Source organism: Micrococcus sp. GbtcB5, assembly GCF_019091605.1.
GTDB classification, from domain to species: Bacteria; Actinomycetota; Actinomycetes; order Actinomycetales; family Micrococcaceae; genus Micrococcus; species Micrococcus luteus.
This window is the reverse complement of sequence record NZ_JAGXJK010000012.1, coordinates 24557-40215: the sequence shown is the minus strand read 5'-3', so window position 1 is coordinate 40215 and position 15659 is coordinate 24557. Positions and strand designations below refer to the sequence as shown.

General features: G+C 75.0%; 13 protein-coding genes. 9 read left to right on the top strand and 4 right to left on the bottom strand.

Features of this window, described 5'->3' with window-relative positions; genetic code table 11:
* Window positions 1-41: 41 nt before the first annotated feature.
* From KVS67_RS06050 to KVS67_RS06035, 4 genes are read left to right on the top strand one after another with little or no spacing between them, the layout of a single operon-like run.
* Complete coding sequence (locus KVS67_RS06050; protein WP_217565104.1) at window positions 42-2225, top strand: transglycosylase domain-containing protein; 2184 nt, start codon at window positions 42-44, stop codon at window positions 2223-2225.
* A gap of 5 nt (window positions 2226-2230) precedes the next feature.
* Window positions 2231-3199: a metallophosphoesterase gene (locus KVS67_RS06045; protein WP_217565102.1), complete on the top strand. Its 969-nt coding sequence runs from the start codon at window positions 2231-2233 to the stop codon at window positions 3197-3199.
* 41 nt (window positions 3200-3240) lie between these two features.
* Window positions 3241-5079, top strand: coding sequence for an ABC transporter ATP-binding protein (locus tag KVS67_RS06040; RefSeq protein ID WP_217565100.1), 1839 nt, complete (start codon window positions 3241-3243; stop codon window positions 5077-5079).
* Window positions 5076-6941: an ABC transporter ATP-binding protein gene (locus KVS67_RS06035; RefSeq protein ID WP_158183955.1), complete on the top strand. Its 1866-nt coding sequence runs from the start codon at window positions 5076-5078 to the stop codon at window positions 6939-6941. Before KVS67_RS06040 ends, KVS67_RS06035 begins: the two co-directional genes overlap by 4 nt.
* Before the next feature lie 65 nt (window positions 6942-7006).
* Here the strand turns inward: KVS67_RS06035 and KVS67_RS06030 are convergent, their stop codons facing one another.
* Together KVS67_RS06030 and purD are read right to left on the bottom strand one after the other, a co-directional pair.
* Window positions 7007-7954, bottom strand: a complete 948-nt coding sequence (locus tag KVS67_RS06030; RefSeq protein WP_217565097.1) for a phosphoribosylaminoimidazolesuccinocarboxamide synthase — start codon at window positions 7952-7954, stop codon at window positions 7007-7009.
* On the bottom strand, window positions 7951-9240 hold the full coding sequence (purD, locus tag KVS67_RS06025; RefSeq protein ID WP_217565095.1) for a phosphoribosylamine--glycine ligase: 1290 nt from the start codon (window positions 9238-9240) through the stop codon (window positions 7951-7953). Before purD ends, KVS67_RS06030 begins: the two co-directional genes overlap by 4 nt.
* A 62-nt stretch (window positions 9241-9302) precedes the next feature.
* Here purD and KVS67_RS06020 point away from each other — a divergent pair, with 62 nt between their 5' ends.
* Window positions 9303-9572 (top strand): hypothetical protein, encoded by a 270-nt coding sequence (locus tag KVS67_RS06020; RefSeq protein WP_036314260.1) that lies wholly within the window; start codon window positions 9303-9305, stop codon window positions 9570-9572.
* Window positions 9573-9614: 42 nt separating this feature from the next.
* On the opposite strand, the gene KVS67_RS06015 is transcribed toward KVS67_RS06020, so the two are convergent.
* Together KVS67_RS06015 and KVS67_RS06010 are read right to left on the bottom strand one after the other, a co-directional pair.
* Window positions 9615-10244 (bottom strand): response regulator transcription factor, encoded by a 630-nt coding sequence (locus tag KVS67_RS06015; RefSeq protein ID WP_020624423.1) that lies wholly within the window; start codon window positions 10242-10244, stop codon window positions 9615-9617.
* Complete coding sequence (locus KVS67_RS06010) at window positions 10241-11620, bottom strand: sensor histidine kinase (protein ID WP_052520068.1); 1380 nt, start codon at window positions 11618-11620, stop codon at window positions 10241-10243. The genes KVS67_RS06015 and KVS67_RS06010 overlap by 4 nt, the downstream gene beginning before the upstream one ends.
* 187 nt (window positions 11621-11807) lie before the next feature.
* On the opposite strand from KVS67_RS06010, the gene KVS67_RS06005 reads away from it, so the two are divergent.
* The 4 genes from KVS67_RS06005 (at window position 11808) to KVS67_RS05990 (ending at window position 15390) form a co-directional block, all read left to right on the top strand.
* Window positions 11808-12959: an ABC transporter permease gene (locus KVS67_RS06005; RefSeq protein WP_041103973.1), complete on the top strand. Its 1152-nt coding sequence runs from the start codon at window positions 11808-11810 to the stop codon at window positions 12957-12959.
* Between the two features lie 80 nt (window positions 12960-13039).
* The gene (locus KVS67_RS06000; RefSeq protein WP_041103971.1) at window positions 13040-13837 is read left to right on the top strand and encodes an ABC transporter ATP-binding protein; all 798 of its coding nucleotides are present in this window, start codon (window positions 13040-13042) and stop codon (window positions 13835-13837) included.
* A gap of 81 nt (window positions 13838-13918) precedes the next feature.
* The gene (locus KVS67_RS05995) at window positions 13919-14992 is read left to right on the top strand and encodes an asparaginase (protein ID WP_036314255.1); all 1074 of its coding nucleotides are present in this window, start codon (window positions 13919-13921) and stop codon (window positions 14990-14992) included.
* Window positions 14989-15390 (top strand): sterol carrier family protein, encoded by a 402-nt coding sequence (locus KVS67_RS05990; protein ID WP_036314253.1) that lies wholly within the window; start codon window positions 14989-14991, stop codon window positions 15388-15390. The genes KVS67_RS05995 and KVS67_RS05990 overlap by 4 nt, the downstream gene beginning before the upstream one ends.
* The last annotated feature ends 269 nt before the right edge of the window (window positions 15391-15659 follow it).

Sequence of the window (15659 nt, the reverse complement as noted above, 5' to 3'; positions counted from 1 at the left end):
CCCCGGAAGAGGTCCCAGGTGCCCGCGCTACACTCGCGCCCATGGCCTCCCGCACGACCCGCTTCCCCGCCCCCTCGAGCGCTCTCGGCCGCCTCCTCGCCTTCGTGGGCCTCTCGGCGGTGGCCGGCCTGCTCGTGGCGGCCCTCCTGCTGCCCGTCGCGGGCCTGGCCGGTGTCGCCGCCGCGTCGGGCCGGGAGATGCTGGAGGAGCTGCCGGACGAGCTGCCCGCGGAGCCGGTCTCCGTCCCGTCGCGCATCCTGTCGGAGGACGGTGAGGAGATCGCCGTCTTCTACGAGGAGAACCGCACCCCGGTCCCGCTGGACGAGATCTCGGAGCACATGCAGCACGCGATCGTGGCCATCGAGGACGAGCGCTTCTACGAGCACGAGGGCGTGGACGCACGAGGCCTCATCCGCGCGACCGTGAACAACGCCACCTCCGACTCCACGCAGGGCGCCTCCACCCTCACCCAGCAGTTCGTGAACAACATGCTGGTGAACGTGCAGCAGATCCGCGGCGACTCCCGCCTCACGCTCTCCGGCTCCAAGAACATCGCGGACAAGGTCAAGGAGATCAAGCTCGCGGTCGCCGTCGAGAAGCAGATGTCGAAGGACGAGATCCTCGAGGGCTACCTCAACATCGTGCTGTTCTCCGGCCGTTCCTACGGGGTCGAGGCCGCCTCGCAGTACGTGTTCGGCAAGTCCGCCGCCGACCTGGAGAGCTGGGAGGCCGCCACGCTGGCCGGCATGGTCCAGTCCCCCACCCGGTTCGACCCGGCCCGCAATCCGGAGGAGGCCACGGAGCGGCGCAACCTCGTGCTGAACGCGATGAAGGACAACGGCTACCTCTCCCAGGAGGAGTACGACCACGCCGTCGCCCAGCCGATGGAGGTGGTCATGGAGTCCCGCCCCTCGGGCTGCCTCTACGCCAAGTTCGGCACCTACTTCTGCGACTACGTGGAGCGGCAGATCCTCGCCGACCCCACGTTCGGCCCGGACGTCCAGTCCCGCCAGGCCCTGCTGGACCGCGGCGGGCTCACCATCCGCACGACGATCGACTCGACGCTCCAGAAGGAGACCGAGAAGAACCTGCGCGCCTCGGTGCCCAACAACGAGTCGCTGGGCGCCGGCCACGCGCTCACCTCGGTGGAGGCCGGCACCGGCAACATCCGCACCATGGCCCAGAACACCGAGTACGCCATCCAGGACGAGCTCGGCCACACCTCGCTGAACTTCAACGTGGACAAGCAGTGGGGTGGCGGCCAGGGCTTCCAGGCCGGCTCCACGCTCAAGCCCTTCGTGGCACTGACGTGGCTGCGCAACGGCAACCGCCTGGTCGACTCCGTGGACGCCTCCCGGAACGTCTACCCCACGGGCACGCGGTTCGCTGCCTCGTGCCGCCCGGGCGGCTACACCACGGTCGGCGGCACCTGGCAGTTCAAGAACGTGGTCCCGGGCATGCTGCGGCAGGTGCGCGTGGACGAGGGCCTCTTCTGGTCGGTGAACACGCCGACCGTCGCCACCGCGTACCAGCTGGATCTGTGCGACATCACGAGCCTCACCACCCAGCTGGGCGTCACCCGCGCCCTGGACAGCTCCCCGTTGCAGCCGGACGACCCGTCCTTCCTGCTCGGCAAGGACTCGGTGGCCCCGCTCTCCCTGGCCGGCGCGTACGCCGCCATCGCCGCGAACGGCCTGTACTGCGAGCCGCGCGCCATCCTGGAGGTCACGGACACCGCCGGCAACCAGTACGACGTCGCCGACCCGCAGTGCGACCAGGTCATCGACCCGGACCACGTCCGGGAGCTGATGCCGGTCCTGCGCCACATCGGCGGCTTCAACATCGCCGAGGAGGGCGCCGGCTACGAGTTCGGCGGCAAGACGGGCACGAACGACAACGTGTCCTCCACGTGGTTCGTCGGGTTCACCAACAAGCTGGCCACCGCCGTGTGGACCGGCCGCTACAACAACCTGAAGACCATGACGGGCGAGACCGTCAACGGCGAGGTCCGCAACCCGTTCTACTCGACCTCCATCAACGGCCCGTCCTGGCTCGAGTACAACCAGTTGGCCAAGGAGAAGTTCCCGCCGGGTGAACTGCCCGAGTGGGACGGCCCGCAGTCGGAGGACCCGGGCGAGGCCGGCGAGCACCCGGACGGACGCCAGTTCCACATCGACGACCTGGACCGGGGCGGGCCGTTGCCCGAGGCGGTCCCGGGCTACTGACCGCGATGCGCCCCGCCGCCTCCCGCACCCGCCGCATGCTCCGTTCCGCAGCGCCTGCCGCCGTCGGGATGGCCACGACGGCGGGCCTCGGCCTGGCCTGGGGCCTCGTCGAGGCCGAGGCCCGGACGGTGCGCACGCACCGACTGGCCGTACTGCCGGCCGGGTCGGCGCCGCTGCGGGTGCTGCACCTCTCGGACATCCACCTGCTGCCCCGGCACCGGGCCAAGCGGGCGTGGCTGCGCGGATTGGATGTACTCGAGCCTGACCTCGTGGTCAACACGGGGGACAACGTGTCCGCCGCGGCGTCGGTGCCGCTCGTGCTCGACGCGCTCGGGCCGCTGCTGGCGCGGCCGGGCGTGTTCGTGCCCGGCTCCAACGACTACTACGCGCCCAAGGCGGCCAACCCCCTGCGGTACTTCGCGGGCCCCTCGCGCATGGACGCGGACCGGCCCCGGCTTCCCTCCGACGTCCTGTTCGGCGCGTTCCGCGCCGCCGGCTGGGCCGACCTGACGAACCGGGGCGTCGCCCTGGCCGTGCCGACCCGCGCCGGGACCACGCTCCAGGTCCTCGCCGCCGGCACCGACGACCCGCACCTCGGTCTGGACGCCTGGGCCGGCTTCCCCGGCCCCGCACACGACGACGGCGCCGGGCGGCCCGGCGGCGACGGGCGGTTCCGGCTGGGCGTCACCCACGCCCCGTACCGCCGCGTGCTGGACGCCATGACCGTCGACGGCGCCGATCTGCTGCTCGCCGGCCACACCCACGGCGGGCAGGTCTGCGTGCCGTTCCTCGGCGCGCTCGTCACCAACTGCGACCTGCCGCGCCGGCAGGCCTCCGGGGTCTCGACGTGGACGGCCGCGGGGCGGACCGTCCCGCTCGAGGTGTCGGCCGGCCTGGGGACCGCGCCGTCCGCGCCCGTGCGGTTCGCGTGCCGGCCCGAGGCCGTGGTGCTGGACCTGGTCCCGCGGGGCTGAGCCGCCTGTCCCGTCCGGGGCCGCGGGTACAGTGGAGCCCCGTGACCCGCACCACCTCTCCCGGCGCCTCGTCCCTGCGTGACGCCCTGGGCGGGATCGCACCGTACCTCGAGGGCGTGCGGGCGCGCTGGGTGCTCGGGCTCGCCTCGGCCATGGCGGCGGGCCTCGTGGCCCTGGCCATCCCGCAGGTCATCCACCTGCTCGTGGACACCGTGTTCACGGAGACCGTGCTCGCCCGGCCTTCCTCCCCCGACTCCCGCGCGGACGTGTGGCGGGCCGCCGGCCTGCTCACCGTGCTCGGCCTCGCCGAGGCCGCGTTCATCGGCCTGCGCCGGTACTTCATCCTCCCGCCGGCCGCCGGGGTGGAGAACCGGGCGCGCATCGCCCTGTTCGAACGGCTCCAGCGCCTGCCGGTGGCGTTCCACGACGCGTGGCCCTCGGGGCAGCTGCTCTCCCGGGCCCAGGGCGACCTCTCGCTCTTGCGGCGGTGGATCGCGTTCGGCTCGGTCATGCTCGTGGTGGACGTGGTGACCATCACCGTCGGCCTCGTCCTGCTGTTCCTGCTGTCTTGGCAGCTGGCCCTGCTCTACCTCGCCGCGGCCGTGCCGATCATGTGGGCGTCGTTCGGGTTCCGCAACGACTTCCGCGCCGCGTCCCGGCTCTCCCAGGACCAGGCCGGGGACCTCGCCACGTCCGTCGAGGAGTCGGTGCACGGCATCCGCGTCCTCAAGGCGTTCGGCCGCGGCGCGCACGCCCTCGACGGCTTCCGCGGGCGCGCCCGCACGCTGCAGGGCACCGAGGTGCACAAGGCGTCCGTGCTGGCTCGGTTCATCGCGCTGATCGTGGCCCTGCCGGAGACGGTGCTGGGCCTGGGCCTCGCCCTGGGCCTGTGGCTCGTGGCGACCGGGGAGCTGACGGTGGGCGCGCTCGCCGCCTACTTCGCCACCGCGGCCGTGCTGGCCGGGCCGGTCGAGTCGGTGGGCCAGCTGATGGGCATGACGCTCTCGGCTCGCACGGCGATCGACCGCCACGTGGACGTCCTCGCCACGCCCGTGGACATCGCCTCGCCCACCGGGGAGGCCGCCGTCGTGCCCCCGGCCACCGGCGCGCTCGCGTTCCACGGGGTGCGCTTCCGCTGGCCGGACGCGGACCCGGGGCGCGGGGAGCGCGACCTGCTCGACGGCGTCGACCTCGAGCTGGTGCCCGGCGAGACGATGGCCCTGGTCGGCGCGACCGGCGCCGGCAAGTCGACGCTGCTGCAGCTGGTCCCCCGGCTGCTCGACGTCACGGCGGGTTCCGTCTGCGTGGACGGGGTGGACGTGCGCCGGATGCCGCTCGAGGAGCTGCGCCGGCGGGTGTCCGTGGCGTTCGAGGACGCCACGCTGTTCTCCGCGACCATCCGGCAGAACGTGCTGCTCGGCGCCCCGGCGGACGTGCTCGCGGACGGCCTCCACTCCCCCGCGGCGGACGCCCTGCTCGACCTCGCGCTCGAGACCGCGCAGGCGGGCTTCGTGGCGGACCTGGCGGACGGCGTCGAGACCGAGATCGGCGAGGAGGGCCTCAGCCTCTCCGGCGGACAGCGCCAGCGGATCGCCCTCGCCCGCGCGATCGCGGCGCGCCCTGACGTGCTCGTGCTGGACGACCCCCTCTCCGCCCTCGACGTGCGCACCGAGGAGGCCGTGACCGCGCGCCTGCGCGAGGTCCTCGACGGGACGACCACCCTGATCGTGGCGCACCGTCCCTCCACCGTGGCCCTCGCGGACCGGGTCGCGGTGCTGGCGGACGGGCGGATCGAGGACGTGGGGACGCACCCCGAACTGCTGGCCCGCAGCGCCGTGTACCGGCACATCATCTCGAGCCGACCGGAGGAGCAGGCATGAGCGCCGCCGACGTGAGCCGCGTGCGCGGCGTGGGGGCCGAAGAGGACCTCGACTACACCCGCGCGGAGCGCCGCCACATCCGGCGCCGGTCCTTCCGGCTGCTCGGCGAGCTCGCGCGGCCGGTCCGGGGGACGCTGCTGCTCACCGCGGTCTTCGTGCTCGTGTCCAACGCGGCGCGGGCGGCCGGGCCGCTGATCATCGCCTGGGCGATCGACGCGGAGCTGCCGCGCGTCGTCGAAGCCGTGCGGGCCGGCGAGTCCGTCTGGCCCATCCTCGTCCCCGTGGGCGGGGCGTACGTGGCGGCGGCCGTCGTCTCCGGCGGCCTCCTGGGGGCGTACACGTGGCTCACCGCGCGGGCGAGCCAGGCCATGCTGCTGAGCCTGCGGCTGCGCGTGTTCCGGCACACGCAGCGGCTGAGCCTCGGCTTCCACGAGCGGTACACGTCCGGGCGGGTGATCTCGCGGCAGACCTCGGACCTGGAGGCGCTGCGGGAGCTGCTGGACCAGGGCGTGTCCTCGCTCGTGTCCGGGCTGATGTTCATGTCGTTCACCGCGGCGTCCATCCTGCTGCTGGACCCGCCGTCGTTCCTCGTGCTGCTGGGCGCGGCCGTGCCGGTGGCGATCGTGACGCGCTGGTACCAGGTGCGGTCCGAGGAGGCGTACCGGCGGTCGCGGGTGTCCTCGGCGCGGTCGATCGTGCACTTCGTGGAGACCATGACCGGCATCCGCGCGGTCCAGGCCTTCCGACGGGAACGGGACAACGACGCGCGGTACCGCGACTTGGCCACGGCCTACCGGGACGACATGGTGGCCACGCTCAACCTGTTCGGCATCCTGCAGCCGGTGCTCGTGGCGACGGGCAACCTGACGGTGGCGGCGCTGCTCGTGACCGGGGGCCTGCGCGTGCTCGACGGCGACCTCGAGGTGGGGGTGCTCGTGGCGCTCCTGCTGGCCGGGCGGCGCGTGTTCCAGCCCATGGAGATGGTGGCGATGTTCTACTCGTCGCTGCAGTCCGCGACGGCGGCGCTCGAGAAGGTCTCCGGCCTGCTCGAGGAGGAGCCCACCGTGGTGGAGGCCGCCGAGCCCACGCCGCTGCCCGGGGCCGACGCGCCGGGGGCGGGCGTGGCGTCCGGGCGGGTGGAGTTCCGGGACGCGGTGTTCAGCTACGGGCCGGACCGGGTGGTGCTGCCGGAGTTCGACCTCGTGATCCCGGCGGGTCAGACCGTGGCCGTGGTGGGCCAGACGGGCGCGGGCAAGTCGACGCTGGCCAAGCTCATCGCCCGGTTCTACGACGTGTCCACCGGCTCGCTGACGCTGGACGGGGTGGAGCTGCGCGAGCTCAGCCAGGCGGATCTGCGGCGCAACGTGGTGATGGTGACCCAGGAGGCGTTCCTGTTCTCCGGGTCGATCGCGGAGAACATCGCCCTCGGCCGGCCCGACGCCACCGAGGCCGAGATCCAGGCGGCCGCCCGGGCGGTGGGGGCGCACGACTTCATCCTGGGGCTGCCCGAGGGCTACGCGACCGACGTCGCCAAGCGCGGCGGGCGGCTGAGCGCGGGGCAGCGGCAGCTCGTGTCGTTCGCGCGGGCGTTCCTCGCGGACCCCGCCGTGCTGATCCTGGACGAGGCGACGTCGTCGCTGGACCTGCCGAGCGAGCGGCTCGTGCAGGCCGGGCTGGAGCGGCTGCTGGGGAACCGGACGGCGCTGATCATCGCCCACCGGCTCAGCACCGTCGAGACCGCCGACCGGGTGCTCGTGATGCACGACGGCCGGATCGTCGAGGACGGCAGCCCCGCCGAGCTGGTGGCGGCCGACGGGCGGTTCGCGGCGCTGCACCGGGCCTGGGAGGACTCGCTCGCCTGACGGGTGGCGCGCCCGACGCGCTTTCGAACGTGGCAGAGGGCCTACCCCACGTTCGAAAGTCCGGGTCAGGCGTCGAAGGGGCGGCCCGTCAGGCGCTCGTACGCCTCCACGTAGCGGTCGCGGGTCTTGGCCACGACGTCGGCGGGCAGCTCCGGCGGGGCCTCCCCGCTCGCCTTGTCCCAGCCGGAGCCGGGGCCCGTGAGCCAGTCGCGGACGAACTGCTTGTCGAAGCTCGCCTGGGGGCGGCCGGGCTCGTAGTCCTCGGCGTCCCAGAACCGGGAGGAGTCCGGGGTGAGGACCTCGTCGCCCAGCACCACCTGGCCGGTGGCAGGGTCCACACCGAACTCGACCTTCGTGTCCGCCAGGATGATGCCGGCCTCGCGGGCGATCGCCTCGGCGCGGGCGTACAGGTCCAGGGTGAGGAACCGCAGGCGCTCGGCGGCCTCGGTGCCCACGCGCTCGACCATCTGCTCGAACGTGATGTTCTCGTCGTGCTCGCCGACCTCGGCCTTCGCGGACGGCGTGAAGATCGGCGGGTCGACCCGCGAGCCGTCCACGAGCCCGGCGGGCAGCGGCAGGCCGGCCACCGTGCCCGACGCGCGGTACTCGGCCAGGCCGGAGCCGGTCAGGTAGCCGCGGGCGATGCACTCCACGGGGAACATGTCCAGGCGCTTGACGATCATCGCCCGCCCGGCCACGGCCGCGGGCACGTCCGCGCTCACCACGTGGTGCTCGACCGGCTCGGCGTGGGCCCCGTTGTAGCCCTCGGCCAGCTTCTCGAACCACCACAGGGTCAACCGGGTGAGGATGGCGCCCTTGTCCGGGATCGGCGGCTCCAGCACGTGGTCGTAGGCGCTGATCCGGTCGGAGGCCACCACGAGCAGCGTCGCGGACCGCCCCGGCTCGGCGTCAGCGGGCTCGTACAGGTCCCGCACCTTGCCCGAGTAGACGTGCCGCCAGCCCGGCAGCTCGAGGGCCTCGGCCCCCGTGAACCCCACGCGCTCCCCGCTCACTTCGCTCCCTCCGTCCCCGGCACGGTGATCTCGCCGCGCTCGGCCTTGAGTCCGATGTCCGTGCGCCACTGGGCGCCGTCGAACCGGATACGCTCGACGCCCGCGTAGGCGCGCTCGCGCGCTTGGGCCAGGTCCGCCCCGCGCCCGACGACGGCCAGCACCCGGCCGCCCGCCGTCACCACGTCCTCACCGGACACCGCGGTGCCCGCGTGGATCACGTGCACGCCCTCGAGGCCAGCCGCGTCGGCCAGCCCGGTGATCACGTCGCCCGTCGAGGAGGAGGCCGGGTAGCCGGCCGAGGCCATGACCACGTCCACGGCGACGTCGTCGCTCCACTCGAGTCGACGGTCCGCGCCGAGCCGGCCGGCCGCGGCGTCGGCGAGCAGCCCGCCCAGGGGCGTCTCGAGGCGGGCGAGCACGGCCTGGGTCTCGGGGTCGCCGAAGCGCACGTTGAACTCGATGACCTCCACGCCCTCGGCGGTCACGGCCAGGCCGCAGAACAGCACGCCCGTGAACGGGGTGCCGCGGCGGGCCATCTCGGCGAGCACGGGGCGGGCCACGCGGTCCATGACCTCGTCCGTGAAGCCCTCGGGCAGCCACGGCAGCGGCGTGTACGCGCCCATGCCGCCGGTGTTGGGGCCGGCGTCGCCGTCGTGGATGCGCTTGAAGTCCTGGGCGGGGGTGAGGGCGACGGCGGCCTCGCCGTCGCAGATCACGAAGAGGGAGACCTCGGGGCCGTCCAGGAAGTCCTCGATCACCACGGTGCCGCCGGCGGCGAAGCAGGCCTCGGCGTGGGCGAGGGCCTCGGCGCGGTCGGAGGTGACCACGACGCCCTTGCCCGCGGCCAGACCGTCGTCCTTGACGACGTGCGGGGCGCCGAACTCGTCGAGGGCGGCGGCGGCCTCCGCGGCGGTGGTGCACACGCGGGAGCCGGCGGTGGGCACGCCCGCGGCGGCCATGACCTCCTTGGCGAAGGCCTTGGACGCCTCGAGCTGCGCGGCGGCCTGCGAGGGGCCGAACACGGCGAACCCGGCCTCGCGCAGGGCGTCGGAGACGCCGGCGGCCAGCGGGGCCTCGGGTCCGACGACGACGAGGTCGGCCCCCAGCTCGCGCGCGAGCGCCACGACGGCGGCCGGGTCGGTGGCCTCGACGGCGTGGAGGGTGGCGAGGTCGGCCATGCCGGCGTTGCCGGGCGCCGCGTGGAGGGCGCTGACCTGCGGATCACGGGAGAGGGCGGTGAGCAGCGCGTGTTCGCGGCCGCCGTTGCCGAGCACAAGGGTCTTCACGAGCCTGAAGCCTACGCGGTGGCCCTGGCCCGGCCCGGCCCGTGGCCCCTACGGTGGAGCGCATGACGATGCCTCCCCTCCACCACGGTCAGCCCGGCGACGACGGTGACCCCCGTGACCCCCGCCACCGGCCCGGTGCGGGGCTGGGACCCGGGCTCCGGTCGGTCTGGATGTTCGTCGGCGTGATGTTCACGTGCGCCCTGATCGTCTTCTGGACGCTGCGGGGGTTCGGCGTCCAGCGCGGCGACCTCAGCCTGCCCGCCGCGCTCGGCGTGCTGGCGCTGGCCGCCGTCGCCGCGGCGGTGATCACCCGGTACGTGCGGCGCCGCTGAGCAGGGCCGGGCCCTCCAGGGCCGGCCGCCTCGGCCTGCCCGTCAGCGGATGATGCGCCGTCGCCGGGCCTCGTCGACGGCGCGCGTGCGGTTGTCCACCCCGAGCTTCTGGAAGATGTGCACCAGGTGCGTCTTCACGGTGGCCTCGGAGATGAACAGCTCCTTCGCGGCCACCTTGTTCGTGGCGCCCCGCGCGATCAGCTCGAGCAGCTGGATCTCCCGCTCGGACAGCACCTCGGAGCCGCCGGACATGCGCCCCATCAGCGTGGCCGCGACCTGCGGGGCCAGCGCCTTGCGCCCCGCCGCCGCCTGCCGCACCGCCGAGGCGATCTCCTCGCTCGGGGCGTCCTTGAGCAGGTAGCCGGCAGCGCCCGCGTTCACGGCCGCGAGGATGTCCGCCTCCGTGTCGAAGGTCGTCAGGATCAGCACCTGCACCCCCGGCCACCGCTCCCGCACCGCGCGGGTGGCGGTCACGCCGTCCATCCCCGCGCCCATCTGCAGGTCCATCAGCACGACGTCCACCGCGGGCTCGCCCGCCTCCAGGACGCCGATCGCCTCCGCCCCGTCGGCGGCCTCGGCCACCACGCTCAGGTCCGGGTGCGCCTCGACGACGGCCCGCACCCCCGCCCGGACCACGGGGTGGTCGTCCACCAGCATCACCCGCACGCTCATGCGGTCTCCTCGCTCTCGGTCTGCTCGGGATCAGCGCTCCGGCCGGCCCCGGCGGCGGCCAGCGGCACCCGCAGCGCCACCACGGTGCCCTCGCCGGGGGCCGACTCGACGGTGGCCTCGCCGCCCACCGCAGCGAGACGCTCGCGCACGCTCGCCAGCCCCACGCCGGTCCCCGCCCCCGGGTCGGCACCGGCGGCTCCGGCCCGGGGGCGGGCCGCGACGACGGCCGGGTCGAACCCCGCGCCGTCGTCGGCCACGTCCACCGTCAGCTCATCACCGAGGTAGCCCAGCGTGACCCGGGCGCGCCGAGCGCCCGCGTGCGCGCCCACGTTCGCCAGGGAGGCCTGCACGGCTCGCAGCACCGCGGTCTCCACGGCCTCGGCGACCGCGACCGGCTCCCCCACGACCTCGACGTCCGCAGCCACGGGCGTCCCGGCGGCGGCCTGCCGGTCGGCGAACCCGGCGACCGCTCGTTCGAGCGCCTCGATGAGGGACGGTGCCCCGGTGCCGCGCAGGTCGCGGACGAAGCGGCGGGACTCGGCGAGGTTCTCGGCGGCCGTGGCGCGCACGGTCTCCATGCGCTGCCGGGCGAGGGCGGGGTCGGCGGCGTCGAGCGCGTCCTGGGCCGCGCGCGAGACCAGCACGATCGAGGCCAGCCCCTGGGTGAGGGTGTCGTGGATCTCGCGGGCGAGCCGCTCCCTCTCGGCGCTCACCCCCGCCCGGTGCTCGGTGCGCGCGAGCTCGGCCTGCGCGGCGCGCAGCTGCTCGGCCACGGCACGCTGGCGCTCGGACTCGGCGTGCAGGGCGCGGTACGCCCCGGAGAGCACCACGGCCACGGCGGCGCCCACCAGCGGACCGATCACGGCCGGCACCCGCACGCCGCCGGCGCCCGCCGCCATCCCGGCCACCACGACGACGGCCATCGCCACCACCAGCGCGGGCCCGACCACGTGGCGCACCCAGGCCTGCCGGGCCACCCGGTCGACCACGTGCAGGACGACGAAGAAGAGGGGGAAGGCGACCCACGCGAAGTCGCCGTGGTGGGCCACGAGCAGGCCCCACAGCAGCAGCACCAGGGCCAGCCAGGCGACCGCCGGACCGCGGCCGACGTCGTCGCCCCGGGCCCACCGGCGCCGCTCCAGCACGGTCCCGGCCAGGTAGACGCCCGCCAGCGCGGCGGTCAGCAGCACCAGGGTGGTGGCCGGGAACGGACCGGAGGACGCCTCCGGGGACCGGTCCGCGAGCGCGCGCGCCAGCCCCACGGTGAGCAGCGCGGCGAACGTGACGTGCAGGGCCACGCGCAGGCCGGCGAGCACGGCGGTGGTGCCGGTCTCGGCGGCCGCGGGGGGCACGGCGGCGCGGGGTGCGACGGACATGGCTCCACCCTAGGGCGCGCCCCGGACGCGACAGCGGCCCGCGGCCCCGGGGCTGCGCCGCTGAGCCGCCGGGATCAACCATTCGGTTGACCGGGTCCAGCCGCCGCGGGCGATGTGCCGACCCCTCCCCGCGCGAGACCGTGGAGGCAATCTCAGGACAGACCTCTCCCAGGAAAGGACGCGCCCCGTGTTCCTCGCACTCCGCGACCTCCGCTTCGCCACCGGACGGTTCGCCCTCATGGGCTCCGTGGTGGCCCTCATCAGCCTGCTGCTCGTCATGCTCTCCGGCCTCACGGCCGGCCTGGGCGGGCAGAACACCGCCGCGATCGACCGCCTCGGCGAGCAGGGCGTGCAGCGTCTGGTCTTCGGCGGCGCGGCGGGCCAGGAGCCCACCGCGTCGTTCACCCAGTCCGAGTTCACCGTGGCCCAGCGCGACGCGTGGGCGGCCACTCACGGCGTGGCCTCCGTCGAGCCGCTCGGTGTGAGCCAGGGCCGGGCCATCGGCCTCGAGCACCCCGTGGACACGGACCCGCAGGGCCGCGCGGACGTGTCCGGCGAGCCCACCACCGGCGTGGCCACCACCGCGTTCATCGGTCTCACCCCGGGCGGCTCCGACGCGCCGGCCGGCGTCGAGCCCGGGCAGATCGTGCTCAGCCAGGACGTGGCCGACTCCCTCCACGCGCAGGAGGGTGACGCCGTCGCGGTCTCCGGCTTCGTCTACACCGTGGCCGACGTCGTGCCGACCGAGTACTACTCCCACTCCCCCGTGACGTGGCTGGCGCTCGAGGACTGGAACGCCATCTCGCACACCGCCGACGACGCGGTGCTCGGCACCGCCGGCCTGGTGCGCTTCGACGCCGGCGCCGACGTCGACGCCGTGGCCGCCGCCGGTGACGACGCCGCGGGCACCGTCGCCGAGACCGTGAAGGGCTCCTACGCCGCCCTGCCCAGCTACCGGTCCGAGAACGGCTCCCTGATGACCATGCAGGGCTTCCTGTACGGCATCTCGGCGCTCGTGGTGATCGCGTTCCTGTCCATCTGGACGGTGCAGCGCACCCGCGACATCGCGGTGCTCAAGGCCCTCGGCGGCTCGAACGGCTGGGTGCTGAAGGACTCGCTCGCGCAGGCCGCGTTCGTGCTCGTCGGGGGCGTGGCCGTGGGCACCGGGCTGGCCGCCGTGGTCGGCGCGTTCGCGGGGCGGGCCGTCCCGTTCGAGCTCTCGTGGGCCACCACCGCGGTGCCCGCCGCCGGGGTCCTCGTGCTCGGCATGCTCGCCGCCGTCGTCGCGGTCTACCGCGTCACCCGGATCGACCCGCTGGTCGCCCTCGGCGGCAACTGACCGCCTCCGACGACGGCGCCGCCCGGCGCCGTCGTCCCCCTCGGCTCCGCCTCGCCCCCGCCTGGAGAAAGGACCTCCCCATGACCACCCTCACCGCCCCGCAGGCCGACCTCGACGCCCTCCGCACCCCGGCCGCCGCGGCCGCCCACCGCGTCGCCGGCGAGCGCCCCGCCGCCGCGGCCGACGCCACCCCCGCGCTGTCCGTGCGCGACCTCGTGCTGGAGTACCCGGACGGCGAGCGCGGCGTGCTGCGCGCCCTGGACGAGGTGAGCCTGGACCTGCTCCCCGGCACGTTCACCGCGATGGTCGGCCCGTCCGGCTCGGGCAAGTCCTCCCTGCTGGCGGTGGCCGCGGGCCTGGTGACGCCCACCTCCGGCTGCGTGTCCGTGGCCGGCCGCGAGATGGCCGGGCTGTCCCGGAAGGAGCGCACCGCGCTGCGCGGCCAGGAGATCGGCATGATCTTCCAGCAGCCCAACCTCATCCCGTCCCTCACGGCGGCCGAGCAGCTGGAGCTGACCGTGCACCTGGACCGTGACGCCACCCGCGCCGACCGCAGGGCCGCCAAGGCGCGGGCCCTGGAGCTGCTCGAGCGTGTGGACCTGGCCGACCAGGCCGGCAAGCGCCCGCACCAGCTCTCGGGCGGTCAGCGGCAGCGCGTGAACATCGTGCGCGCGCTGATGGCCTCGCCGACGCTGCTGCTCGTGGACGAGCCCACCTCCGCGCTGGACCGCGAGCGCTCGGCCGCCGTCGTGGACCTGCTGGGCACGCTGACCCGCGAGGAGCAGGTGGCGACGCTCATGGTCACGCACGACCACGAGTTCCTCTCCGCCACGGACCGCACCCTGACCATGGTGGACGGGCGGCTCTCCGCGGAGTGAGCCGGTGATGCCGCCGGACCTGACCCGGCCCACCGGCCCCGGACGCCCGGCGCGTCCGGGGCCCTCGCTACCCTGGACCGCATGACCCACGCCACCGTCGCCCCCACGGGCGAGACCTTCGCCCTGTCCGATGCCGTCGAGCTCGTGGAGACCGTCCGCAACGGCTTCGTCGAGTCCCGCACGGCGGGCGCCGCCGTCGTGACCGGCCCCGACGGGCGGGTGCTGGCCGCCCTCGGCCCCGCAGACGCGCTGATCTACCCGCGCTCCACGCTGAAGCCGTTCCAGGCCATCGCGTCGCTGCGCCACGGGGCGGCGCTGGAGGGCGAGGCCCTGTCCATCGCGTGCGGCTCGCACCGGGGCACGCTCCGGCACCAGGCGCTGGCCGAGCGCATGCTCGCGGACGCCGGCCTCGACGCGTCCGCCCTGCAGTGCCCGCCGGCCTGGCCCGCGGACACCTCCGAGGTGGTCGCCCAGGTCCGCCGCGACGGCGAGGCCGCCGCCGCCACCCCGCTGGCCTTCAACTGCTCCGGCAAGCACGCCGGCTTCCTCGCGGCCTGCGCGGCGTCCGGGCACGACGTCGCCACGTACCTCGACCCGGCGCACCCGCTGCAGCGCGAGGTGGACGCGGTGATCGCCGAGTACTGCGGCGAGCCGGTGGCCCACACCGGTGTGGACGGCTGTGGCGCCCCGGCCGCCGTCATCTCGCTGGCGGGCCTGGCCCGCGGCATCGGGCGGGTCGCCGCGGCGCCCGGCCGCGCCGACGCGGATCCGCACGCGGCCGCCGTCGCCACGGCGATGCTCGAGCACCCGTGGGCCGTCCACGGGGAGACGAGCTCCAACACCGTGGTGATGCGCGAGCTCGGCCTGCTCGCCAAGGTGGGCGCGGACGGCGTCCTCGTCATGGCCGCGCCGGACGGCACGGCCGTGGCCGTCAAGGCGCTCGACGGCGGCACGCGGGCCGGCGACCTGGTCGCGCTCGCGCTGCTGGCCCGGTTCGCCCCGGACCACGTGGACCGGGCGACGCTGCCGGGCGTGCTGGCCGCCGTCGTGCCCCCGGTGCTCGGCCGGGGCGAGCCGGTCGGCGAGATCCGCCTGGCCGCGCCGGTGCGGGACCTCGTGGGGGACGTCCTGCCGGCCTTCGAGGCGCGGGCGTGACCACCGGCTCCGTCCCGCGCCGCCGGGTGCCTGTCGTCGAGGGCCACGCGGCGCTGCTGGCGTGGGCACGCGCCCACGAGGAGGACCCCGCGGCGGCCGCCGCGCTGCCGCGCCCCACGCGGGCGACGGCGGTGCGCTTCGCGCTCGAGGAGCTGGCGACCCGCGTGCCCGGGAACTCGGTGGAGGTGCGCGTGCCGCCCTTCGGCGTCGCCCAGTGCCTCCCCGGGCCCCGGCACACACGCGGCACCCCGCCCAACGTCGTGGAGATGGACGCCGTGACATGGCTGTCCCTGGCCACGGGGCTGACGACCTGGGAGGACGCGACGGCGGCCGGCGGCGTGCGCGCCTCGGGCGTGCGGGCCGACCTCGGCGCGCACCTGCCGCTCGTGCGGCCGTGAGCGAGGGGTGTCCGGCAGTCCTCTCGGCGACACCGACCGTTCGAACGTCGGCACCGTTCCTCGTCGCAGGATGCAGCTCTGCCGGCCCCACCCCGGACACCGCGGCGACGGCACAGCTCGACCGTACCCGCGGGCAGGTCGTGCTCCCGCTGGAGGAATGCCAGGCCACGGTCGACGAGCTCACCGTCACGCAGCGCGCCGGCCAGAGCGTGCTCCGGGACTGCCTCCACCGCCGCGGGCACCCGGGACTGGCCCCAGCGGCCGACTCG

Excerpts from the sequence above, each read along its gene's own strand:
- KVS67_RS06045 (WP_217565102.1), top strand. The coding sequence starts at position 2,231 with ATGCGCCCCGCCGCCTCCCGCACCCGCCGCATGCTCCGTTCCGCAGCG.
- KVS67_RS06020 (WP_036314260.1), top strand. The coding sequence starts at position 9,303 with ATGACGATGCCTCCCCTCCACCACGGTCAGCCCGGCGACGACGGTGAC.
- KVS67_RS06035 (WP_158183955.1), top strand. The coding sequence starts at position 5,076 with ATGAGCGCCGCCGACGTGAGCCGCGTGCGCGGCGTGGGGGCCGAAGAG.
- KVS67_RS06015 (WP_020624423.1), bottom strand. The coding sequence starts at position 10,244 with ATGAGCGTGCGGGTGATGCTGGTGGACGACCACCCCGTGGTCCGGGCG.
- KVS67_RS06000 (WP_041103971.1), top strand. The coding sequence starts at position 13,040 with ATGACCACCCTCACCGCCCCGCAGGCCGACCTCGACGCCCTCCGCACC.
- KVS67_RS05995 (WP_036314255.1), top strand. The coding sequence starts at position 13,919 with ATGACCCACGCCACCGTCGCCCCCACGGGCGAGACCTTCGCCCTGTCC.
- KVS67_RS06050 (WP_217565104.1), top strand. The coding sequence starts at position 42 with ATGGCCTCCCGCACGACCCGCTTCCCCGCCCCCTCGAGCGCTCTCGGC.
- KVS67_RS06010 (WP_052520068.1), bottom strand. The coding sequence starts at position 11,620 with ATGTCCGTCGCACCCCGCGCCGCCGTGCCCCCCGCGGCCGCCGAGACC.